This window comes from Actinophytocola xinjiangensis (genome assembly GCF_001921215.1).
In the GTDB taxonomy this organism is placed as follows: Bacteria; Actinomycetota; Actinomycetes; order Mycobacteriales; family Pseudonocardiaceae; genus Actinophytocola; species Actinophytocola xinjiangensis.
Genome location: NZ_MSIF01000041.1, coordinates 1 through 22,544, shown reverse-complemented (window position 1 = coordinate 22,544; position 22,544 = coordinate 1). Strand labels below are relative to the sequence as shown.

The 22,544-nt window shown below is 71.6% G+C and carries 23 protein-coding genes; 14 read left to right on the top strand and 9 right to left on the bottom strand.

What is annotated here, in order from left to right; all coding sequences use genetic code 11:
• Window positions 1–18: 18 nt before the first annotated feature.
• From BLA60_RS40045 to BLA60_RS40015, 7 genes are read left to right on the top strand one after another with little or no spacing between them, the layout of a single operon-like run.
• Window positions 19–1,041, top strand: a complete 1,023-nt coding sequence (locus BLA60_RS40045; protein WP_162293085.1) for an ABC transporter substrate-binding protein — start codon at window positions 19–21, stop codon at window positions 1,039–1,041.
• A 12-nt stretch (window positions 1,042–1,053) separates the two neighbouring features.
• On the top strand, window positions 1,054–1,812 hold the full coding sequence (locus tag BLA60_RS40040) for a fumarylacetoacetate hydrolase family protein (RefSeq protein ID WP_075138323.1): 759 nt from the start codon (window positions 1,054–1,056) through the stop codon (window positions 1,810–1,812).
• A 30-nt stretch (window positions 1,813–1,842) separates the two neighbouring features.
• Window positions 1,843–2,466, top strand: coding sequence for a uracil phosphoribosyltransferase (gene upp, locus BLA60_RS40035; RefSeq protein WP_075138322.1), 624 nt, complete (start codon window positions 1,843–1,845; stop codon window positions 2,464–2,466).
• 40 nt (window positions 2,467–2,506) lie between these two features.
• A complete protein-coding gene (locus tag BLA60_RS40030) occupies window positions 2,507–2,713 on the top strand; it encodes a type II toxin-antitoxin system VapB family antitoxin (RefSeq protein ID WP_075138321.1) in 207 nt (68 codons plus the stop codon).
• Window positions 2,714–2,745: 32 nt separating this feature from the next.
• Window positions 2,746–3,135: a type II toxin-antitoxin system death-on-curing family toxin gene (locus BLA60_RS40025; RefSeq protein ID WP_075138320.1), complete on the top strand. Its 390-nt coding sequence runs from the start codon at window positions 2,746–2,748 to the stop codon at window positions 3,133–3,135.
• A 38-nt stretch (window positions 3,136–3,173) separates the two neighbouring features.
• Window positions 3,174–3,578, top strand: a complete 405-nt coding sequence (locus BLA60_RS40020) for a MerR family transcriptional regulator (protein WP_075138319.1) — start codon at window positions 3,174–3,176, stop codon at window positions 3,576–3,578.
• 47 nt (window positions 3,579–3,625) lie between these two features.
• Window positions 3,626–4,273: a DUF8017 domain-containing protein gene (locus BLA60_RS40015; protein WP_075138318.1), complete on the top strand. Its 648-nt coding sequence runs from the start codon at window positions 3,626–3,628 to the stop codon at window positions 4,271–4,273.
• Here the strand turns inward: BLA60_RS40015 and BLA60_RS40010 are convergent.
• The 4 genes from BLA60_RS40010 to BLA60_RS39995 are packed head-to-tail and all read right to left on the bottom strand — an operon-like array spanning window position 4,266 to window position 8,915.
• A complete protein-coding gene (locus BLA60_RS40010) occupies window positions 4,266–4,715 on the bottom strand; it encodes a flavodoxin family protein (protein ID WP_075138317.1) in 450 nt (149 codons plus the stop codon). The two genes, BLA60_RS40015 and BLA60_RS40010, sit on opposite strands and share 8 nt — an antisense overlap.
• Before the next feature lie 40 nt (window positions 4,716–4,755).
• The gene (locus BLA60_RS40005; RefSeq protein ID WP_075138316.1) at window positions 4,756–6,375 is read right to left on the bottom strand and encodes a phospho-sugar mutase; all 1,620 of its coding nucleotides are present in this window, start codon (window positions 6,373–6,375) and stop codon (window positions 4,756–4,758) included.
• Entirely contained in the window at window positions 6,372–7,157 is a 786-nt protein-coding gene (locus tag BLA60_RS40000) for a purine-nucleoside phosphorylase (protein WP_075138315.1), read from the bottom strand. The genes BLA60_RS40005 and BLA60_RS40000 overlap by 4 nt, the downstream gene beginning before the upstream one ends.
• A gap of 33 nt (window positions 7,158–7,190) precedes the next feature.
• Window positions 7,191–8,915, bottom strand: coding sequence for a serine/threonine-protein kinase (locus BLA60_RS39995; RefSeq protein ID WP_075138314.1), 1,725 nt, complete (start codon window positions 8,913–8,915; stop codon window positions 7,191–7,193).
• 60 nt (window positions 8,916–8,975) lie between these two features.
• On the opposite strand from BLA60_RS39995, the gene BLA60_RS39990 reads away from it, so the two are divergent.
• From BLA60_RS39990 to BLA60_RS39970, 5 genes are all read left to right on the top strand, one after another.
• The gene (locus BLA60_RS39990; RefSeq protein ID WP_075138313.1) at window positions 8,976–10,415 is read left to right on the top strand and encodes a methylmalonyl-CoA mutase subunit beta; all 1,440 of its coding nucleotides are present in this window, start codon (window positions 8,976–8,978) and stop codon (window positions 10,413–10,415) included.
• The gene (gene scpA, locus BLA60_RS39985; RefSeq protein WP_075138312.1) at window positions 10,412–12,598 is read left to right on the top strand and encodes a methylmalonyl-CoA mutase; all 2,187 of its coding nucleotides are present in this window, start codon (window positions 10,412–10,414) and stop codon (window positions 12,596–12,598) included. Before BLA60_RS39990 ends, scpA begins: the two co-directional genes overlap by 4 nt.
• Window positions 12,598–13,596 (top strand): methylmalonyl Co-A mutase-associated GTPase MeaB, encoded by a 999-nt coding sequence (gene meaB, locus BLA60_RS39980; protein WP_075138311.1) that lies wholly within the window; start codon window positions 12,598–12,600, stop codon window positions 13,594–13,596. The genes scpA and meaB overlap by 1 nt, the downstream gene beginning before the upstream one ends.
• 10 nt (window positions 13,597–13,606) lie before the next feature.
• The gene (locus tag BLA60_RS39975) at window positions 13,607–13,924 is read left to right on the top strand and encodes a hypothetical protein (protein ID WP_075138310.1); all 318 of its coding nucleotides are present in this window, start codon (window positions 13,607–13,609) and stop codon (window positions 13,922–13,924) included.
• A gap of 134 nt (window positions 13,925–14,058) precedes the next feature.
• Complete coding sequence (locus BLA60_RS39970) at window positions 14,059–15,375, top strand: amidohydrolase (protein WP_075138348.1); 1,317 nt, start codon at window positions 14,059–14,061, stop codon at window positions 15,373–15,375.
• A 3-nt stretch (window positions 15,376–15,378) separates the two neighbouring features.
• Here the strand turns inward: BLA60_RS39970 and BLA60_RS39965 are convergent, their stop codons facing one another.
• Together BLA60_RS39965 and BLA60_RS39960 are read right to left on the bottom strand one after the other, a co-directional pair.
• Window positions 15,379–15,669 (bottom strand): hypothetical protein, encoded by a 291-nt coding sequence (locus BLA60_RS39965; protein ID WP_075138309.1) that lies wholly within the window; start codon window positions 15,667–15,669, stop codon window positions 15,379–15,381.
• A gap of 10 nt (window positions 15,670–15,679) precedes the next feature.
• Window positions 15,680–16,132, bottom strand: a complete 453-nt coding sequence (locus BLA60_RS39960) for a gamma-glutamylcyclotransferase (RefSeq protein WP_075138308.1) — start codon at window positions 16,130–16,132, stop codon at window positions 15,680–15,682.
• A gap of 117 nt (window positions 16,133–16,249) precedes the next feature.
• Between BLA60_RS39960 and BLA60_RS39955 the strand changes: the two genes are divergently transcribed.
• Window positions 16,250–17,653, top strand: coding sequence for an NAD(P)H-quinone dehydrogenase (locus BLA60_RS39955; protein ID WP_075138307.1), 1,404 nt, complete (start codon window positions 16,250–16,252; stop codon window positions 17,651–17,653).
• Here the strand turns inward: BLA60_RS39955 and BLA60_RS39950 are convergent.
• From BLA60_RS39950 to BLA60_RS39940, 3 genes are all read right to left on the bottom strand, one after another.
• Window positions 17,584–18,096 (bottom strand): DUF3592 domain-containing protein, encoded by a 513-nt coding sequence (locus BLA60_RS39950; RefSeq protein WP_154814945.1) that lies wholly within the window; start codon window positions 18,094–18,096, stop codon window positions 17,584–17,586. The two genes, BLA60_RS39955 and BLA60_RS39950, sit on opposite strands and share 70 nt — an antisense overlap.
• A gap of 77 nt (window positions 18,097–18,173) precedes the next feature.
• Window positions 18,174–19,688, bottom strand: coding sequence for a glycerol kinase GlpK (gene glpK / locus BLA60_RS39945; protein ID WP_075138305.1), 1,515 nt, complete (start codon window positions 19,686–19,688; stop codon window positions 18,174–18,176).
• Window positions 19,689–19,705: 17 nt separating this feature from the next.
• Entirely contained in the window at window positions 19,706–20,455 is a 750-nt protein-coding gene (locus tag BLA60_RS39940; protein WP_075138347.1) for an MIP/aquaporin family protein, read from the bottom strand.
• A gap of 236 nt (window positions 20,456–20,691) precedes the next feature.
• On the opposite strand from BLA60_RS39940, the gene glpD reads away from it, so the two are divergent.
• Entirely contained in the window at window positions 20,692–22,407 is a 1,716-nt protein-coding gene (glpD, locus tag BLA60_RS39935) for a glycerol-3-phosphate dehydrogenase (protein WP_075138346.1), read from the top strand.
• The last annotated feature ends 137 nt before the right edge of the window (window positions 22,408–22,544 follow it).

The following is a 22,544-nucleotide window of genomic DNA, read 5'->3' as shown; positions in this document are numbered from 1 at the left end:
GAAATGAAGGAGGGCACGATGAGAAGGAGTCACGCGATCCTCGGTGTGCTGGCGCTGGCGCTGCCGGTCGCGGCCTGCGGCGGTGACGCCGGAGCCGGCGGGCTCGAACCGGTCACGGTGACCTCGCTGCCCAGCGCGTTCCTCGCCTCGATGTACGTCGCCGAGAAGAACGGGCTGTTCGCCGACGAGGGCATCGACCTGGAGATCGTCGAGCTGCAGAGCGGTGTCGACGGGGTGTCGGCGGTGGTGTCGGGCAGCGCCCAGTTCGCCGACATGGGCCTGGACGACCTCGCCACGCTCGCCCAGGAGGGCGAGGAGAGCCTGGTGATGACCCACAACCTGGTCGGGCGGGTCACCTTCACCCTGGTGATGAACCCCGACGTGGCCCGCGACAAGGGCGTCACCCGGGAGTCGCCGATCGAGGACCGGTACGCGGCCCTGGAGGGCCTCAAGCTCGGCGTCACCTCGCCGGGCGCGGCCAGCGACAAGTACCTGCGCCACTACCTGCGCTCGGCCGGCCTCGACCCGGAGCGGGACGCGGAGATCATCGCGATCGGCGACGGCGCGTCGCTGCTGGCGGCGCTGGAGACCGGGCAGATCGACGCCTACCAGCTCTCCCCGCCCACCCCCTACGTCGCCGAACAGGAGGGCTTCGGCACGGTCCTCATCGACGGCCCGGCCGGCGACGTACCCGAGTTCAAGGACTTCGTGTACACGGGTTTCGCCGTCAACCGGGCGTGGGCGGAGGAGAACCCGCGGACCGCCCAGGCGTTCAGCCGTGCCCTCAACGCCGGGATGGAACGGGTGGCCGCCGACACGGCCGCCGCCTCCGCCGAGATCGTCGACCGGATGGGCGAGGACGACGTGGCGATCATCCAGCAGACCCTGGACGCGCTGCTGCCGGCGCTGTCCCGCGACGGGTGCTTCGACCCGGCGGCGGTGCGCTCGACGCTGGAGACCATGGACTCGGTCGAACTGACCCCGGACCTGGGCGACGCGAACGAGGGCGCCCTGTGGACCAACGACTACAACGGTTGCTGAGGAAGGACGTCCATGAAGATCGTGCGCTACCGGAGCGCCGGAGCCGCCGCCTGGGGAGTCATCGACGACGAGGGCGTGGTGACCACCGCCGACGGCACGCCGTTCGTCGACCTGCGCCCGACCGGGCAGGCGGTGGCGAACCCGACCCTGCTCGCCCCGGTCACGCCGCGCACCGTGATGTGCGTCGGGCGCAACTACCGTTCGCACGCCGAGGAGTTCGGCAACAAGGTGCCCGACGAGCCGCTGCTGTTCCTCAAGCCGCCCTCGGCGGTGATCGGCCCGGACGCGCCGGTGGTGTACCCGTCGCTGTCCGGGCGGGTGGATCCGGAGGCGGAGCTGGTGCTGGTGATCGGCCGGCGCGCCAGCCGGGTGGCGGCGGCCGACGCGTGGTCGGTCATCGGCGGCTACACCTGCGGCAACGACATGACCGCGCGCGACATCCAGAAGTCCGACGGCCAGTGGACCAGGGGCAAGGGGTTCGACACGTTCTGCCCGGTCGGCCCGTGGGTGGAGACCGACTACGACCCGACCGACGTCGCCGTGACGTGTGTGGTGGACGGAGAGGAGCGGCAGAACGGCCGCACCAAGGACCTGATCTTCCCGATCCCGTACCTCATCGAGTACATCACCCGGTTCACCACGCTCGAACCGGGCGACGTGATCCTCAGCGGGACCCCCGAAGGGGTGCGCCCGGTCCAGCCGGGCAACCGGGTGACCGTGGCGGTGGAGGGTCTCGGTTCGCTGAGCAACCCGATCGTCGCGCAGGACTAGCGGTGGCCCGCTGGGCTACGGTGTCGCCCCATGGACGTGCGCACCGTCGATCACCCGCTGGCCAAGGCCCGCCTGACCGTCATGCGGGACGCCCGCACCGACAACGCCACCTTCCGGGCGGCGCTGCACGAGCTGACCGTGATGCTGATCTACGAGGCCCTGCGCGACGCCCCGGTGCGCACCGAGCGGATCCACACCCCGGTGGCCCGCACCGAGGGCTACGCGCTGGCCAACCCGCCGCTGCTGGTGCCGGTGCTGCGGGCGGGGCTGGGCATGGCCGACCAGGCGCACCGGCTGATCCCCGAGGCGCAGATGGGGTTCGTCGGCCTGGCGCGCAACGAGGAGACGCTGGAGCCGACCCCGTACATGGAGTCGCTGCCGGCGTCGCTGGCCGGGCGGCCGGTGTTCGTGCTCGACCCGATGCTGGCGACCGGCGGATCGATGGAGTACACGATCCGCCTGCTGACCGGGCGGGGCGCGACCGACGTGACGGCGGTGTGCGCGCTGGCCGCCCCGGAGGGCATCCGCCACCTCGCCGAGTCGGGGCTGCCGGTGCGGCTGGTCACGGCCAGTGTCGACGAGCGGCTCAACGACTCCGGGTACATCGTGCCCGGGTTGGGAGACGCTGGAGACCGGCAGTACGGGGCCGTTTGAGGTCTCGTCGCGGTGGTATCACGGTGGTACCGTGAGGCATATGGCGATGACCCTGAGGCTCTCGGACGAGGAGAATCAGCGCCTCGCTGAACTCGCGTCCGTCGAAGGCCGTTCCAAACAGGAGATCATGCGGCTGGCGCTGGCCGACCGCTGGGCCCGACTGCAGAAGGAACAGCAACTCGCCGAGGTGTTGAGCCGGGTGCTACCCCGCTACCAGGGATTACTGGACAGAATCGGAACCGCCTGAATTCTGTCGGTGGGTAGTGGCATGATCGCTCGGTGATCGTGTATTTGGACGCCAGCGACTTACTCGTTCTGGCCGCTGCCGTCACCGGTGGTGACCTCGTCGTGCGCGATCTCGGCCTGCTCGACGCCGCAGCCCACCGGCCGAGGGCCACCGTGCTCGGCGTGCAGGCCTACGACACGTTGTGGCTCAAGGCTTCCGCGCTGCTCGACTCCATCGTGTGCACCCGCCCGCTGGCCGAGGGCAACTGGCGGCTGGGCTGGGTCGCGGCGGTCGCGCTGTGCGACATGAACGGCTGGTGGGTCGACGCCGACGAGGACGAGGCGCTGGACCTCGTGCGGGAGGTCGGCCGGGGCAGGATCGGCGTCCCGGAGATGGCCGCGCACCTGGAGCAGTGGGCCAAGCCGAAGGAAGCCGATATGTAGTTGACCTGGAGCGCACTCCAGCTCCTACGGTCGAACCCGTGACCTACGCGATCGCCGAGGCGGCCCACCGCAGTGGGCTGTCGATCGACACACTCCGTTACTACGAACGCATCGAACTGATCGACCCGCCGGCCCGCGACTCCGGTGGCCGGCGCGTGTACACCGAGACCGACCTCGCCTGGCTGGGTTTCCTGACCAGGCTGCGCACCACGGGCATGCCGATCCGGATGATGCGCGAGTACGCCAAGCTGCGTCACCAGGGCGTCACCAGCGCCGGCCGGCGCAAACAGATCCTGGTCACCCAGCGTGCCGAGGTGCTGGAGCGGATCGCCGAGCTGCACGCGTGCCTGGACGTGCTGAACCACAAGATCACCAACTACGAACAGTGCGAACGGGACCTGGAGGAACGCAACCCGGGCGTGTTCGCCGAGGCCAGCGCCTGAGCGGCCGGTGAGCGTGCCGCGACAGCGGCGGCGGGCACGATCCCGCCATGACTCGTGGATTCGCCGCCCTGGCCGGTGCCCTGGCGGTGCTCACCCTGGCCGCGGCGCTGGTGTTCGCCGGCGGGGACGCGGTGCCCGGCGAGCCGGTGGCCGCACCCCGCGCGCCCGCTTCCTCGCCCTCTTCGTCGGTGAGCGCGCCGCCCTCGACCACGCGGCCCTGGCACGTGGTGACCGTCCGGGAGGTGTGGAACGGGCGGGACGTGACGTTCGAGGTGCCGCCGGACTGGGAGGTCCACGGCGGCGAGCCGGTCTACCGGCCGGGGTACTGCCCGGGACAGTCGGACTCGTTCCTGGGTCTGGTGTCGCTGTCCGACGCGCGGGCCGACGACCCCAGCACCGCCGTCGAGCAGCGGTTGGAGGAGCTGCTGCGCGGCCCGTTCGCCGGCCGGGGCGCCTCGGTCGACCTCGGCGAGGTCAGCGGCGACCGGACGTCGCGGCTGATCAGGGAGGCGCGGATCACCACGGCACGGACCGGCCCGTGCGACGCCGAGGTGACCGCGTTCCACCTGCTGGCGGTGCTCCACAAGGACGGGAAGGGCTGTCTGCTGTTCGAGGTGCGGGCCGACCAGGACGTGCCGGACGCCGCGCCGGAGTCCGACCTGCGCAGGATCGTCAGCAGCGTCCGGTTCACATGAGGCTGGCCGCGACGGTCGCGCCGAGTTCCCAGCAGGCGTCCAGATCGGCCTTCGCCGGCTCCCCGGTGACCGACACGTGCGGCGTCACCTGCGACCACCCGAGCCCGGTCACCACCGACTCGATGCCCCGGATCGCCCCGGCGGTGTCGCTGTTGCCGTGCACGTACAGCCCGAACGGCCGGCCCCGGGTGGAGTCCAGGCACGGGTAGTAGGCGAGGTCGAAGAACACCTTGAGCGCGCCGGACATCATGCCGAGGTTGGCGGGCGTGCCGAGGATGTAGCCGTCGGCGGCCAGCGCGTCGGACGGCGTCGCGGCCAACGCCGCCCGCCGCACCACCTCGACCCCTTCGATCTCCTCGGCTCCCGCCCCCGCCACCACCGCCTCGAACATCCCCTGCACACTCGGCGACGGCGTGTGATGCACGATCAACAACCTGGCCATGCCGCCATTCAACCTCCCGCGCCGGGCGCGGGCGACCGGGTCAGGGGTTGAGCAGGGACTCGACCTCGGTGCGCAGGGCGGTGAGGCGGGCGGTGGCCTTCTCGCGGGCGGCGGGCAGGTCGTCGGTGGGGGGTTCGGTGATCTCCAGGTAGGCCTTGACCTTCGGTTCGGTGCCGGAGGGGCGGACGATCACCCGCAGGCCCTCGCCGCGCAGGCGCAGGACGTCGGGGGCGGGGTTGTCCTGGGTGACGGGGGTGCCGGTGAGGGTGGTCGGCGGGGTGGCGCGCAGGCCGGCGACCAGCGGGCCGATCCTGGCCAGATCGGTGAAGCGCAGGGAGATCTGGGCCGTGAGGTGCACGCCGTGCGTGCGCGCGAGGTCGTCGAGGGCGTCGGGCAGGCCCCGGCCGGCGGCCTTGAGGGTGGCGGCCAGGTCGCAGGCCACCACGGCGGCGGAGATGCCGTCCTTGTCCCGCACGGCGTCCGGGTCGACGCACACGCCCAGCGCCTCCTCGTAGGCGAACACCAGGCCCTCGCCGGCCCTGGCCAGCCACTTGAACCCGGTCAGGGTCTCGGTGTGCCGGGCGTGGTGGGCGGCGGCGATCAGGGCGAGCTGGGACGAGGACACGATCGTGGTGGCCACCAACGGATCCGGCTTGTCCACAGTGGACAGAATGTGGTCGCCGACGAGGGAGCCGGTCTCGTCGCCGGTGAGCATGCGCCAGCCGTCGGGGAAGCGGACGCCCAGCGCGCAGCGGTCGGCGTCCGGGTCCAGCGCGATCGCCAGGTCCGCGTCCGCCGCCTCGGCGGTGGCCAGCAGCAGGTCGGCGGCGCCGGGCTCCTCAGGATTGGGGAAGGTGACCGTCGGGAAGTCCGGGTCGGGGTCGGCCTGCTCGGCGACCAGCGTCACGTCGGTGAAACCCGCCGCCGCCAACGCCTGCCTCGCCGTGTCGCCGCCGACGCCGTGCAGCGGGGTGAGCACCACGCGCAGGTCGCGTGCCGTGCCCCGGGGCAGCGTGGCGACCCGCGCCAGGTAGTCGTCGATGCCGGGGACCGGCTGGCCGCCGGGGCTGGTCGGCACCAGTCTGGCCGGCGGGGCGTCCCGGATCCCGGCCTCGATCAGCCGGTCGTCCGGCGGGACGATCTGGGCGCCGTCGTCGGTGTAGACCTTGTAGCCGTTGTCCGCCGGCGGGTTGTGCGACGCGGTGATCTGGAGGCCGGCGACCGCGCCCAGCGACCGCACCAGGAACGCGGTCACCGGCGTCGGCAGCGGGCCGGGCAGCGTGGCGACCCGGAAACCCGCCGCCACCAACACCTCGGTCGCCGCCACCGCGAACTCCGCCGAGCCGTGCCGCGCGTCCCGCCCGACGACCACCAGGCCGCCGGAATGTCCTTTGTGGACCAACCAGGCGGCGACACCGGCGGTCGCACGCAACACCACCGCCCGGTTCATCCCGTTGGACCCCGCGCGGACCGGCCCGCGCAACCCCGCCGTGCCGAACGCCAGCGTGCCGTTCATCCGGTCCGCCAGATCATCCACCGCGCCCGGGGCGCCGCCCATCGCGTTGGCCACCACCCGCTGCAACTCCAGCGTCGTGTCCGCGTCCGGATCGTCGGCCATCCACCGGAACGCCTCGTCCCGCAGCGGCGCCGGCAGACTCATGACCGCTCCACCAGCGACCGCAGCAGGCCCCCCATCCGGCCGGCCGCCGCCCGGCCCGCCTCCAGAACCTCCTCGTGGTTCAACGGCTCACCGGTCACCCCCGCCGCCAGGTTCGTCACCAGCGACAGCCCGAAGACCTCCATCCCGGCCGCGCGCGCCGCGATCGCCTCCAGGACCGTCGACATGCCGACCAGGTCCGCGCCCATCGTGCGCAGCATCCGGATCTCGGCCGGGGTCTCGAAATGCGGGCCCGGCAGGCCCGCGTACACGCCCTCCACCAGCGACGGGTCGATCTCCCGGGCCAGGTCACGCAGCCGCGGCGAGTACAGGTCGGTCAGGTCGACGAACTGGGCGCCGACCAGCGGGGAGGTGGCCGTCAGGTTCAGGTGGTCGGAGATCAGGACCGGGGAGCCAACCGGGATCCCGTCCCGCAGACACCCGGCCGCGTTGGTCAGCACGATCGTGCGACACCCGGCCGCGGCGGCCGTGCGCACGGCGTGCACGACCGGCGCGACGCCGAGACCCTCGTAGAAGTGGGTGCGGCCGAGCAACACCAGGACCCGGCGGTCGGCGACCCGCAACGAGCGGATCGTCCCGCCGTGGCCGGCGACGGTGGGGGCGGTGAAGCCCGGGAGGTCGGCCATCGGGATCTCGGCGGTGGGGGCGCCGATCTCGTCGGCGGCGGGGCGCCAGCCCGAGCCAAGGACGACGGCGATGTCGTGGGCCTGCTCACCGGTGTGGGCGAGAAGGGTTTTCGCTGCTTGCTCGGCGGTGGTGGTCACGGGCGGGGAGCTTAGCTTTCGTCGTCGCCCGCCTCAGCCGGTGACTTTGAAAGTGGCGATGAGGCGGTCGAACAGTTCCCGGCGGCCGGTGTCCTCCTGGTCGACCGGGACGGTGACACCCACCACCCACAGGTCGTTGGCCACGGGGTAGGCGTTGGCGAACGTGACGCGGTTCTGGTTGCGGGCGCGCGGGTCGCCGGGGGCCAGGACGCTGGCGTGGTCGGTGGTGCGGTAGACGAGTTGGAGTGCCTGTTCGGTGGCGTTGGGCACGAGGTTCTTCACCTCGGCGGTGGCGATGGAGTTGGGCACGACGTTGGGCAGATCGCCCAGGTCCGACAGGTAGTCCTTGATGGTGTCGCTCGCGTAGAAGTCCGCGAAGCGTTCGACGGTGAACGTTCTGGTGCCGTCGGGGGACACGAAGTACACGCGGGTACTGGCCAGGTCCCCCACCCGACGTTCCTCGACGAACCGGATCCAGTCGACGGGGATCTTCACCAGATAGCTTCCGCCCTGGGCGCCCACGACCGTGGCGGCGTCGCCCCGGTGTTCGACCAGTTCGTCGGGTGGCGGTTCGGGCTGGGGGGTCGTGGGAGGCGCCGACGTCCGGGACGGGGGCAGAAGAGGTTCGCCGCCGGCCACCCTGGCCAGGGCGAAGCCGCCGCTGGCCGCACCGGCGAACAGCAGCACCGCCACGAGGGTGAGGGCCACCGACGCCGCCGGGCCCCGGTGGCGTCGGGGCGTGACCGCCTGCGGGCTGAACGGGAGCGGGCCCGGCGCGGGGGCCAGTGCCGGTGCCGCCGGCTCGGGCACCGGCGGCGTGGGCGGCGCCACCAGCGGCGGGGTGACCTTGGTGGGGGCCTCGTCGCCGGTCGAGCCGTCGAGCCTGTGCAGGTCCTGCGCCGACAGGAGCGGCGTCGACGGGGGCGGCAGCAGCGGGTGCAGGCGGTTGCGGAGCTCGGCCAGGGTGATGCGTTCGCCCGGCTCCTTCACCATCAGCGCGGCGATGATCTCCACCAGGGGACCGTCGGCGTGGGTGGGGCGGGGGATCTCGCCGTGGACGACCTCGTTGATGATCTCCAGTACGCCGCCGCCGGTGTTGTACGGGGGCTCGCCCTCGACGGCGGCGAACAGCGTCGTGCCAAGGCCCCAGAGGTCGGCGGCCGGCGTGACCGCGTCACCCGCCGCCACCTCGGGGGCGATGTAGCAGGGGGAACCGAGCATCACACCGGTTCTGGTGATCGTCTTCTCCGACACGTTCCTGGCGATACCGAAGTCGGTCAGCTTCACCTGGCCGTCGTCGCAGACCAGGACGTTGCCGGGCTTCACGTCGCGGTGGGTGATGCCCACCTGGTGGGCGGCACCCAGGCCGGCGGCGATCGCGTCGCCGATGGCGGCGACCTTCGACGTCTCCAGCGGGCCAAGGGCGCGCAACAACTCGGCCAGGCTGTGCGCGCGGACGTACTCGGTCACCACGAACGGCTCGCCGCCCTCACGGGCCACGTCGTGCAGGGTGATCACGTTCGGGTGGGACAACGCGGCGATCGCCCGCGCCTCGCGCAGGGTGCGTTCGCGCAGCTCGTCGGCCTCCTGGTCGGGCAGGCCCGGCGGGCGCAGCACCTCCTTGACCGCCACCCGGCGGCGCAGGAACTCGTCGTAGGCCTCCCAGACGATGCCCATGGAGCCCTGGCCGAGCTTGCGTCGCAGGCGGTAGCGCCCGGCGACGAGGCGATCGGCGCGTTCCACGGACACGGCGACCATTGTGCGGCATTCGCCACAGGCAACCGGCGCGAACCCGTGAACTCCGTAGCATTGGCCGATATGACCTCGGCGGATCGGCTGGAACTGGCCTCGGAATTCCCGGCGGCCACCGCCGACCAGTGGCGGGCGCTGGTCGGCGGTGTACTACGCAAATCGGGCATCGAGACCGATGACGTGGAAGCCGTGCTCGCCAGCGCGACCTACGACGGGTTCGACCTCAAACCCCTGTACACGGCCGAGGACACCGCGTCACCGGCCGGCTTCCCCGGGCTGCCGCCGTTCGTGCGGGGCGGCACCCCCGACGGGCGCGTCCTGGGCGGCTGGGACGTCCGCCAACGCCACGCCGACCCCGACCCGGCCCGCACCCGCCAGGCCATCCTCGCCGACCTCGAGAACGGCGCCACCTCCGTCTGGCTGGTCGCCGGCACCGCCGGACTGCCGGTGGACGCCATCGGCGACGTCCTCGCCGACGTCTACCTCGACCTCGCGCCGGTCACCCTCGACGCCGGCGACCAGACCGCCGCCGCCGCCACCGCCCTGCTGGCCGCGCACGCCGACAAGGGCGTCCAGGCCAGCGAGATCCGGGGCAACCTCGGCGCCGACCCGATCGGGCTGCGCGCCCGCACCGGCACCGCCACCGACCTCGACGGCGCCGTCGCCCTGGCCCGCGACACCGCCCGGCGCCACCCCCGGCTGCGGGCCCTGGTCGCCGACGGCCTGCCCTACCACGACGCCGGCGCCTCCGACGGGCAGGAACTCGGCTACGCCGTCGCCACCGGCGTCGCCTACCTGCGCGCCCTGACCGACGCCGGCCTCGACGTCGACACCGCCGCCGGGCTGCTGGAGTTCCGCCTGGCCGCCACCGTCGACCAGTTCGCCACGATCGCCAAGTTCCGGGCCGCGCGCCGGCTGTGGGCCAGGGTCACCGAGGTCTGCGGCGCCGCCACCCGAAGCGCCCCGCAGCACGCGGTCACCTCCTCCACGATGATGACCCGCCGCGACCCCTGGGTGAACATGCTGCGCACCACCGTCGCCTGCTTCGCCGCCGGGGTCGGCGGAGCCGACGCGGTCACCGTGCAGCCCTTCGACGCCGCCATCGGCCTGCCGGACGGCTTCGCCCGGCGCATCGCGCGCAACACCCAGTCGATCCTCGTCGAGGAGTCCAAGGTCGCCGGAGTGCTCGACCCGGCCGGCGGGTCCTGGTACCTGGAGCGGCACACCGACGACCTCGCGCACGCCGCCTGGGCCGTGTTCACCGGCGTCGAACGGGCCGGGGGCATCGTCGCCGCCCTGGACAGCGGGCTGGTCGACGAGCGGATCACCGCCACCCGCGACGCGCGCACCGCCCGCCTGGCCGAGGGCGCCGAGGCCATCACCGGCGTCACCGCCTTCCCGAACGAGCACGAGAAACCCCTGGAGCGCCCGCCCGCCCCGCCCCAGCCGGGCGGTGGGCTGCCCCGGATCCGCTACGCCGAGCCGTTCGAGGAGGCACACCGGTGACCATCCCCGACTTCTCCGACCTCGCCCTCGGCGAGCCGGACCCCGGCAGCGCCGGGGCCTGGCAGGCCGCCGTGCAGGAGGCGACCGGCAAGGCCCCCGACGCGCTCATGTGGGAGACCCCCGAGGGCATCGGCGTCAAACCGCTCTACACCGCCGAGGACCTCACCGACCTGGACTTCCTGCACACCTACCCGGGTGTCGTCCCGTACCTGCGCGGGCCGTACCCGACGATGTACGTCAACCAGCCGTGGACCATCCGCCAGTACGCCGGGTTCTCCACCGCCGAGGAGTCCAACGCCTTCTACCGCCGCAACATCGCCGCCGGCCAGAAGGGCCTGTCGGTCGCCTTCGACCTGGCCACCCACCGAGGCTACGACTCCGACCACCCGCGCGTGGCCGGCGACGTCGGCATGGCCGGCGTGGCCATCGACTCCATCTACGACATGCGCCAGCTCTTCGACGGCATCCCGCTGGACAGGATGTCGGTGTCGATGACCATGAACGGCGCCGTGCTGCCGATCCTCGCGCTCTACGTGGTGGCCGCCGAGGAACAGGGGGTGTCGCAGGGCCAGCTCGCCGGGACCATCCAGAACGACATCCTCAAGGAGTTCATGGTCCGCAACACCTACATCTACCCGCCGCAGCCGTCGATGCGGATCATCTCCGACATCTTCGCGCACACCTCGGCGCACATGCCGAAGTTCAACTCGATCTCCATCTCCGGCTACCACATGCAGGAGGCCGGGGCGACCGCCGACCTGGAGCTGGCCTACACGCTGGCCGACGGCGTCGAGTACCTGCGCGCCGGGGTCGACGCCGGCCTGCCGGTCGACTCGTTCGCGCCGAGACTGTCGTTCTTCTGGGCCATCGGCATGAACTTCTTCATGGAGGTCGCCAAGCTGCGGGCCGCGCGGCTGCTGTGGGCCAAGCTCGTGAAACAGTTCGAGCCGAAGTCCGACAAGTCGCTGTCGCTGCGCACCCACTGCCAGACCTCCGGCTGGTCGCTGACCGCCCAGGACGTCTACAACAACGTCGTGCGCACCTGCGTGGAGGCGATGGCCGCCACCCAGGGCCACACCCAGTCGCTGCACACCAACGCCCTGGACGAGGCGCTGGCGCTGCCCACCGACTTCTCCGCGCGGATCGCCCGCAACACCCAGCTGCTGCTCCAGCAGGAGTCCAACACCACCCGGGTCATCGACCCGTGGGGCGGCAGCGCGTTCGTCGAACGGCTGACCTACGAGCTGGCCCGCAAGGCGTGGGGGCACATCGCCGAGGTCGAGTCGGCCGGCGGCATGGCCCGCGCGATCGACGCCGGCATCCCGAAGCTGCGCATCGAGGAGGCCGCCGCCCGCACCCAGGCGCGGATCGACTCCGGCCGCCAGCCGGTCGTCGGGGTCAACAAGTACCGCCTCGGCGACGGCGACGCCGACGAGCGGATCGACGTGCTCAAGGTCGACAACGCCGGGGTCCGCGCCCAGCAGCTGGACAAACTGCGCCGGCTGCGCGCCGAACGCGACCCCGACGCCGTGGACACCGCCCTGCGCGCGCTCTCGCACGCCGCCAACGGCACCGGGAACCTGCTGGCGCTGGCCATCGACGCCGCCCGCGCCAAGGCCACCGTCGGCGAGATCTCCGACGCGCTGGGCACGGTGTGGGGCCGCCACTCCGCCCAGATCCGTACGATCTCCGGCGTGTACTCCGAGGAGGTCGGCGGTTCGTCGGACGTCGACCAGGCGCGGGCGGTCGTCGACGCCTTCGCCGAGGCCGAGGGGCGCCGCCCGCGCATCCTGGTCGCCAAGATGGGCCAGGACGGGCACGACCGGGGCCAGAAGGTGATCGCCACCGCGTTCGCCGACCTCGGTTTCGACGTCGACGTGGGCCCGCTGTTCCAGACCCCGGCCGAGGTCGCCCGCCAGGCCGTCGAGGCCGACGTGCACGTCGTGGGCGTCAACTCGCTGGCCGCCGGGCACCTGACGCTGGTGCCGGCGCTGCGCGAGGAACTCGCGGCGCTGGGCCGCGACGACATCGTCATCGTCGTCGGCGGCGTCATCCCGCCGCAGGACCACGAGGAGCTGCGCGCGGCCGGCGCGTCGGCGATCTTCGGGCCGGGCACGGTCATCGCCACCGCCGCGACCGAGCTGGTGCGCACGCTCGCCGGCCAGCACGGACACCCCGCGTAGTGGCGCGGACGCTCGACCTGTCCGACTACGTCGCGGGGGTCCTCGACGGCGACCGGGCCGTGCTGTCGCGGGCGATCACGCTCGTCGAGTCGCGCCGGCCCGACCACCGCGACCTCGCCCAGCGGATGCTCGTCGAGCTGCTGCCGCACGCCGGGGGAGCGCACCGGGTCGGCGTCACCGGCGTGCCGGGGGTCGGCAAGTCGACGTTCGTCGACGCGCTCGGCACGATGCTCACCGAGGCCCGCCACCGGGTGGCGGTGCTGGCCGTCGACCCGTCCTCGACCCGTACCGGCGGCTCGATCCTGGGCGACAAGACCAGGATGGCGCGGCTGTCGGTCGACCCGGCGGCGTTCATCCGCCCGTCGCCGACCTCCGGCACGCTCGGCGGGGTCGCCAGGGCCACCCGCGAGACGATCGTGCTGATGGAGGCCGCCGGCTACGACGTGGTGCTGGTGGAGACCGTCGGCGTCGGCCAGTCGGAGATCTCGGTGGCCAACATGGTCGACTGCTTCCTGCTGCTGACCCTGGCCCGCACCGGCGACCAGCTGCAGGGCATCAAGAAGGGTGTGCTGGAGCTGGCGGACGTGATCGCGGTGAACAAGGCCGACGGCGAGTACGAGATCCCCGCCCGCAAGGCCGCCCGCGAACTGTCCGGCGCGCTGCGGCTGCTGCGCACCGCCGGCGCCGCCTGGACCCCGCCCGTGCTGACCTGCTCCGGGCAGACCGGCAGCGGCCTGGACACCGTGTGGGAGCAGGTGCGACGCCACCACCGGACGCTGACCGAGTCCGGCGCGCTGGCCACCCGGCGCCGCCGCCAGCAGGTCGACTGGATGTGGACCATGGTCCAGGACACCCTGCTCACCCGGTTGCGCGAGAACCGCTCGGTGCGTGATCTGGCCCCGGAGCTGGAGAAAGCCGTCGCCGAGGGCGCGTTGACGCCGACGCTGGGCGCCCGGCGGATACTCGAAGTGTTCGCCGACTCACCGCGCGCTGACTAGGCTGGGGGGTATGCGTAACGCCGCACGGCTCGTCATCGTGGCTCTCACCGCGCTGCTGCTGGCTCTCCCAGCCGGTGTCGCCGGGGTATCCGCCGGTGCCGAGACCCGCGCGGACCAGTCGCACGCGGTCGCCGCCCAACCGGCGCCGACCGAGACCTCCCAGCCCGGCACCACCACGCCGGACGGACCGGAGCTCACCCCGGCCGAGACCGAGGCCGACAAGGTCGACCAGCGACGCAAGCTCGTGATGGGTATCGCCTCGGCGGTGCTGCTCGGGATCGTCGTGTGGGGACGGAGCGTCCGCAGGAAGAAGGCCAAGGCCGGCTGAGCCGTCGTTGGCCGATTGTGATCGTTTAGCCTGGCTGAAGAACGTTCACCGTTCGCCGCACTGTGTATACCGAAAATCGGTTACCCAGCGTTCTTCGTCCAATCCTCAACCAGCCATGGTGCAGGATGGGCGAGGTGACAGTGCTCGATTCGCGGTCCGGCATGCCAGGGGACCGGGACGACGTGGCAGCGGAAGCAGTGACAGCGGGTATGGCAGCGGGGACCGGCGTGCTGATAACCGACGAGGGTGTCAGTATGCCCACGGTGTACGACATCGGCGTGGGACGCGGGCCTGGTTGGCTCGACGACTGGCTCATGCGCAACGGCCTGGACGTCCTCGCCTGGTACCGCCACATCCACGCCAACCCGGAGTTGTCCCGGCGCGAGTTCGCGACCACCGAGATGGTGGCCCGCCTGCTCTCCAACGCCGGCCTCCGCCCGAAGATCTTCGACAGCGGCACCGGCCTGACCTGCGACATCGGCACCGGTGACCGCTGTGTGGCGCTGCGCGCGGACATGGACGCCCTGCCGCTGACCGAACTGACCGGCCTGCCGTTCTCCTCCACCGTCCCCGGCGCGGCGCACGCCTGCGGCCACGACGCGCACACCTCGATGGTCCTGGGCGCCGGCCTCGCGCTGGCCTCCGCGCCCGAACTGCCCGGCCGGGTGCGGCTGGTGTTCCAGCCCGCCGAGGAGGTCATGCCCGGCGGCGCGCTGGACGTGATCGCCGCCGGTGGCCTCGACGGCGTCGAATCGATCTTCGGCCTGCACTGCGACCCCCGGCTGCGGGTCGGCCGGGTCGGCTCCCGCGTCGGCGCCATCACCTCGGCCACCGACCTGCTCGAACTGCGCCTGACCTCCCCCGGCGGGCACACCTCCCGCCCGCACCTGACCGCCGACCTGGTGCACGCGCTGGGCACGGTCATCACCGGCCTGCCGGCCCTGCTGTCCCGGCGCATCGACCCGCGCTCGGGCACCGTGCTGGTCTGGGGCGCGGTGCACGCCGGCGAGGCACCCAACGCCGTCCCGCAGGACGGCGTGCTGCGCGGCACCCTGCGCACCGCCGACCACGAGGTGTGGGCCGACCTGCAACCGCTGGTCGCCGGCCTGATCCAGTCGCTGCTCGCGCCGACCGGCGTCGGTTTCGAACTCGAACACCGCCGGGGCGTGCCGCCGGTGGTCAACGACGAGGAGTCGACCGCCGTGCTGTGCGCCGGGGTCGAGGCCGCGCTCGGCGAGCACGCGCTGACCACCACCAAGCAGTCCTCCGGCGGCGAGGACTTCGGCTGGTACCTGGAGCAGATCTCCGGCTCGTTCGCCCGCCTGGGCGTCGCGCCGGGCGACGACCCGGCGGCCGACCTGCACCAGCCGACGTTCCAGCTGGACGAGCGGGCGCTGCCGGTCGGCATCCGGGTGCTCACGCACACCGCGCTGGCGGCCCTGGCCACCTAGGAATCAGTAGTGGTCGCCGCCGTCGCGCCGGTTGGCGACGGCGACCATCAGGGCCATGATCAGCGCGTACAGGCCCAGGGCGATACCGGCGTGCACCAGCCGCCGGTACCCGCCGGCCTCGTCGAGGAACACGCTCAGCCCGCCGAAGGCGCCGATCACCGCGAACAGCCCCACCGACACCTTCACGAACCGCCCGTAGGAGCACCACCAGGTGCAGCTGCCGGCGGTCAGGTGAGAGCACAGCGAGTCGCCGTGCCCCGTGCGGGGAAGCTGTTTGGCGCCGTGGCGGCTCATCGGCCAGGCCCTACGGGCCGATGCCGCGACAGGGGCGGATTCGCAGGTCGGAGACGTAGTCGGCGGGCGCCCCGGCGGCCTCGGCGGCGTCGGACACCACCCCGAGGTAACGCGCGGACGGCAGTCCGCCCTCGTAGGCGTCCAGCACGTACAGCCAGGACAGGACCGAACCCTCCAGGGTCTGCACCCGCAGGCGGATCTTCGAGTGCAGGCCCAGCTCGGAGCCCTCCCAGCTGTCCAGCCGGGCCTCGTCCTCCTGGGTGACGTCGTAGAGCACGACGAACACCTGGTGGTCGGGGTCCTCGACGATCGTGGCCAGCGCGCCTTCCCAGCCGAGGTCCTCCCCGCCGAAGGTCAGCCGCCAACCGACGAGCCAGCCGGTACCCGCCATCGGCGAGTGCGGCGCTCGCTCCATCATCTGGGCGGGATCCATGTTGGACCCGTACGCGGCGTAGAGCGGCACGACGACAGCGTAGCGATACCTCGGATCATGTGCGCCGACCTGGCGTCAGCGTGTTCGTCTTCCTGGGCGCCGCGTACGGTTGGGCACGTTCGGACCGAACGCGGAGGGGAGCAGCGAGTGACCCGGATCGTGATCATGGGTGGCGGCCCGGCGGGTTACGAGGCGGCGCTGGTCGCCGCGCAGCACGGGGCCGACGTCACGATCGTCGAACGGGACGGTCTTGGCGGCGCCTGCGTGCTCTACGACTGCGTCCCGTCCAAGACCTTCATCGCCTCCGCCGGCGCCCGCTCCTCGTTCCACAACGCCGACGAGCTGGGCATCCGCACCGACAGCCACCTGCCGGCGGTCGACCTGCCGGTCGTCCACGGCCGGGTCAGGGGCCTGGCGCTGGCCCAGTCGGCCGACGTGCGCAACCGGGTCCAGCGCGAGGGCGTGCGGGTGATCAACGGCGTCGCCCGGTTCGCCGACGAGCGCACCGGCCTGGCCGCCCACCAGATCCTCGCCCACGGCCTCGACGGCACCACCTCGACGCTGGAGGCCGACGTGGTGCTCATCGCCACCGGCGCGACGCCCCGGGTGCTGCCCGGCGCCGAGCCCGACGGCGAACGGATCCTCGACTGGCGCCAGATCTACGACCTGCCCGAGCTGCCGGAACACCTGGTCGTGGTGGGTTCCGGGGTCACCGGCGCGGAGTTCGTCTCCGCCTACACCGAGATGGGGGTGCGGGTCACGCTGATCTCCAGCCGCGACCGGGTGCTGCCCCACGAGGACGCCGACGCGGCCGCGGTCCTGGAGGACGTCTACGCCGCGCGCGGCACCGAGGTCGTCAAGCACGCGCGGGCCGAGCGGGTCGAACGCACCGCCAAGGGCGTGGTCGTGCACCTGCGCGGCGGGCAGACCGTCGAGGCCAGCCACGCGCTGATGACCGTCGGCTCGGTGCCCAACACCGCCGACCTCGGCCTGGAGAAGGTCGGCCTGCGGACCGCGCAGGGCGGGTTCGTGTCGGTCGACCGGGTGTCGCGCACCAGCGTCCCCGGCGTCTACGCGGCCGGCGACTGCACGGGTCTGCTGATGCTGGCGTCGGTGGCGGCCATGCAGGGCCGGATCGCGATGTGGCACGCGCTGGGCGAGGGCGTGTCGCCGATCAAGCTCAAGACCGTGGCGGCCAACGTGTTCACCCACCCGGAGATCGCCACCGTCGGGATCAGCCAGCAGTCCATCGACTCCGGCGAGGTGCCGGCGCGCACGATCATGCTGCCGCTGGCGACCAACGCGCGGGCCAAGATGGAGGGCCTGCACCGGGGTTTCGTGAAGCTGTTCTGCCGACCGGCGACCGGCGTGGTGATCGGCGGGGTGGTCGTCGCGCCGACGGCCAGCGAGTTGATCCTGCCGATCGCGCTCGCCGTGCAGAACCAGCTCACCGTCGAGCACCTGGCGCACACGTTCTCGGTCTACCCGTCGCTGTCGGGCTCCATCACCGAGGCCGGGCGCCGGCTCATGCGCCACGACGACCTGGACTGAACGGGGATCCGCACCGGGTCGGCGGCGAACAGCCACGCGTGCAGGGCCATCACCAGGCCCAGGGTCAGCAGCAGCCCGCCGGCCAGCACCAGCGCCGGCTCGACCACGGTGTCGGCCGCCAGCCGCACGTTCTGCGGGTCGCGGATCAGGTAGCGGATGTCGAGCGTGGCGCCGACGGCGTGCTCACCGGAGTATTTGGCCAGGTCGGCGGTCACCGCCCGGCCGTCCTCGGTGGTGTAGTCCACGATCAGGGTGTCGCGCGGTTCCTCCTGGGCCACCGCGACGACCGTGGCCCGCGCCCGCACCGCGTTGGCCTTCTCGTCGACGATCATCAGCCCGTAGCCGCCGGTGAACACGACCGCGACGAGCAGCAACGCCAGCGCGAACGAGCGGTACTGCCGGCGGTTCATCGGCTGGCCGGCGGCAGGTCTGGCGATACGCAAAGTCGGAGCCTCCCCAGGAAAACCCCGACCGGGCACGTGGCTGCCGGGAAATAGTACCGGCAGCCACGTGCGGTTGGTCAGTCGTCCTCGGAAACCCAGTCGAACGTCCGGGTGACCGCCTTCTTCCACTGGGCGTAGGTCTTCTCCCGCGCGGCGTCGTCCATCGACGGCGCCCACTCCTTGTCCTTGGCCCAGTTCCGGCGGATGTCGTCCTCGCCCGCCCAGAACCCGACGGCGAGCCCGGCCGCGTACGCGGCGCCGAGCGCGGTCGTCTCGGCGACCACCGGGCGGATCACCGGCACGCCGAGGATGTCGGCCTGGAACTGCATCAGCAGCTCGTTGCCGACCATGCCGCCGTCGACCTTCAGCGACTTGAGCGGCACCCCGGAGTCGGCGTTCATCGCGTCGATGACCTCGCGGGACTGGAACGCCGTGGCCTCCAGCACCGCCCGCGCCAGGTGGCCCTTGTTGACGAACCTGGTCAGCCCGACGATGGCACCGCGCGCGTCGGCCCGCCAGTAGGGCGCGAACAGCCCGGAGAACGCCGGCACGAAGTAGCAGCCGCCGTTGTCCTCGACCTTGCGCGCGTGCGTCTCGATCTCCGGCGCGGTGGCGATCATGCCGAGGTTGTCGCGGAGCCACTGCACCAGCGAGCCGGTGACCGCGATCGAACCCTCCAGCGCGTACACCGGCGCCTTGTCACCGATCTTGTAGCAGACCGTGGTCAGCAGCCCGTTCTGCGAGGCGACCTGCTCGGTGCCGGTGTTGAGCAGCACGAAGTTGCCGGTGCCGTAGGTGTTCTTCGCCTCGCCGACCGACAGGCACGCCTGGCCGAACGTCGCCGCCTGCTGGTCGCCCAGGATCCCGGCGATCGGCACCCCGGCCAGCGCGCCGCGCTGGCGGACCTTGCCGTACTCCTCGGAGGAGGAGCGGATCTCGGGCAGCATCGACAGCGGGATCTTCATGTCCGCGGCGATCGACTCGTCCCAGGACAGCGTGGACAGGTCCATCAGCAGCGTGCGGGAGGCGTTGGTCGGGTCGGTGACGTGCACGCCGCCTTCCGGGCCGCCGGTCATGTTCCACAGCAGCCAGGTGTCCATGTTGCCGAACAGCAGGTCGCCGGCCTCGGCGCGTTCCCGCGCGCCGTCGACGTTGTCCAGGATCCAGCGGATCTTCGGCCCGGAGAAGTAGGTGGCCAGCGGCAGACCGGTCGTGGCCTTGTACCGGTCCTGCCCGCCGCCCAGCGCCTCGAGTTCGGCGCAGATCCTGTCGGTTCTGGTGTCCTGCCAGACGATCGCGTTGTACACCGGCTTGCCGGTCCTGCGGTCCCACACCAGCGAGGTCTCCCGCTGGTTGGTGATGCCGATGGCGACGATGTCCTTGTCGTCCAGGTCGCCCTTGGCCAGTGCGCCGGCCGTGACCTCCCTGGTGTTGCGCCAGATCTCCTCGGCGTCGTGCTCGACCCAGCCGGCACGCGGGAAGATCTGCTCGTGTTCCTTCTGGTCGACCGACACGACCTTCCCGTCGTGGCTGAACACCATGCAGCGGGTCGAGGTGGTGCCCTGGTCGATCGCGGCTACGTAACTGGTCATGGATATGCCTCTCTGGTTCAGGACACCGGCAGAGCTTGGTACAGCAACCCGGCCAGGATCGCGCCGACGATCGGGCCGACCACCGGCACCCAGGAGTAGTTCCACTCCGGGCTGCCCTTGCCCTTGATGGGCAGCAGGGCGTACGCGATACGGGGACCGAGGTCACGGGCCGGGTTGATGGCGTACCCGGTCGGGCCACCGAGGGAGGCACCGATGCTGATCACGACGAACGCGACGGCCGCGTAGCCCAGCGCGGAGTTGCCGAAGTTCGGCACCCCGTCGGTGTCGACGTCGGCGGCCGGGCTCAGCAGGATCCAGAACACCAGGACGAAGGTGGCGATGATTTCCGTGACCAGGTTCCAGGCGTAGTTGGGCACCGTCGGCCCGGTGCAGAAGATGCCCCGGGTCCCGCCAGGGTCGTCGTGCGTGTCGAACTGGAGTTTGTAGGCCGCCCAGGCCAGCGTGGCACCGAGGATCGCGCCGATCATCTGGCCGAGGAAGTACGCCGGTGCGAGCCCCCAACCGAAGTCGGAGTTGCCGGCCGAGAGCAGACCGATGGTCACCGCCGGGTTGATGTGTGCCCCGGTCGGGTGAGAGATGCTCGCGCCGACGAACACCGCGAAACCCCAGCCGATGTTGACCAGCAACCAGCCACCGTTGAACCCGAGTGATTTCTTCAACACCGTGTTCGCGACCACACCGGCACCCAGCAGAATCAGCGCCGCCGTGCCCAACAATTCCCAGATGAAGATTTCGCCGAAAGACAGATCCACGACCCACTCCTCCGCGATGAAGTGGTAGGCGGCCGTGGCCAGAGGGTTGGGCGCCGGTGCCTACCCTGAGCGGTTTCGGACGCTACGGGAGCAAGGTCAACTTGTCCAGAGATCGGTTTCGCCCGAAACGGGCCTGTCGGACGTGTGGCCGGTAGCGTGGATCAGGTCCGGACCAGCAGTGTCGAGGAGGGGCCGTGAACGACCGGAACACGCACTCCGCTTCGGAAACCATCGGTGGCCGGCTGGGCACCGAGGAGCGGGCGGAGGCCTGGCGACGGCTGGGTTCGGAGACGTTCGACCTGGTGGTGATCGGCGGCGGTGTGGTCGGCGCCGGCACCGCGCTGGACGCGGCCACGCGGGGGCTGCGGGTGGCCCTGGTCGAGGCCCGCGACCTGGCGTCCGGCACGTCCAGCCGCTCCAGCAAGCTGTTCCACGGTGGCCTGCGCTACCTGGAACAGCTGGAGTTCGGCCTGGTGCGCGAGGCCCTGCGGGAGCGGGAGCTGATGCTCACCCGGCTGGCGCCCCACCTGGTGAAACCCGTGAGCTTCCTGTACCCGCTGACCCACCGCCTGTGGGAACGCCCTTACACCGCAGCGGGTTTGTTCCTCTACGACACGATGGGTGGCGCCCGATCGGTGCCAGGACAGAAACATCTGTCACGCGCTGGTGCCATGCGCATGGTGCCGGCTCTGAAACGGTCGTCCCTCATCGGTGGAATCCGGTACTACGACGCCCAATCCGACGACGCTCGGCACACGATGACCGTCGCCCGCACGGCCGCGCACTACGGGGCCGTCATCCGCACCTCGACCCAGGTCGTCGGATTCACCCGAGAGGCTGACCGGGTGTCCGGTGTCCGGGTGCACGACGTCGAGAACGGCGAGGAGTTGGAGATCCAGGCCAACGCGGTGATCAACTGCACCGGCGTGTGGACCGACGAGCTGCAACGCCTGTCCGGATCGCGGGGCCGGTTCCGGGTGCGGGCGTCCAAGGGCGTGCACATCGTGGTGCCCCGGGACCGGATCGTGTCCGAGTCGGGCCTGATCCTGCGGACGGAGAAATCCGTCCTGTTCGTGATCCCCTGGCGAAATCACTGGATCGTGGGAACCACCGACACCGACTGGAACCTCGACCTGGCACACCCCGCCGCCACCAAACACGACATCGACTACCTGTTGGAGCACGTCAACAAGGCCCTGGCAACGCCACTGACCCACGACGACATCGAAGGCGTGTACGCCGGTCTGCGCCCGCTGCTGGCCGGCGAGAGCGAGGAGACCTCGAAACTGTCCCGCGAACACGCCGTGGCGCGCGTGGCGCCCGGCTTGGTGGCCATCGCCGGCGGGAAGTACACGACCTACCGGGTGATGGCCGCCGACGCCGTCGACGCGGCGTCGGCCGACCTGCCTGGCCGCCTGCAGCCGTCGATCACCGACAAGGTGCCGCTGCTGGGCGCCGACGGCTATCACGCGTTGGTGAACCAGGTCGACCAGCTGGGGGCACGGCACGGCCTGCACCCATACCGGGTGCGCCACCTGCTCGACCGGTACGGGTCGCTGGTCCACGAGGTGCTGGCACTGGCCGAGGACCGGCCGGAGCTGCTCCGCCCCCTGACCGCGGCCCCGGACTACCTACAGGTCGAAGTCGTGTACGCGACGTCGCACGAAGGGGCGCTGCACATCGAGGACACCCTGGCCAGGCGGACCCGGATCTCCATCGAGTACCCCCACCGGGGCGTCGACTGCGCCGCACAGGTCGCCGAACTGATGGGATCGGTCCTGGGCTGGGACGAGGAGACCGTCCAACGGGAGATCTCGGTCTACGACGCCCGGGTGAAGGCGGAACGCGATTCCCAGACCGAGCCCGACGACCTGTCGGCGGACGCCCGCCGCTCAGCGGCCCCGGAGGCCCGCCCCGAACTCCTGGAACCGTCCCCAACCACCTGACACTTCTCGCCTTTTCGCGCTCTCGCGGCCTACACCGGCATCCCCCACCCTCTCCGGGGGCAATGCCGCTTACTTAGCGGGGGGTCTGTGGTGCTGGGGTGGGTGTTGTGGTCATCGTAGCGCGGGACGGGTAGCGT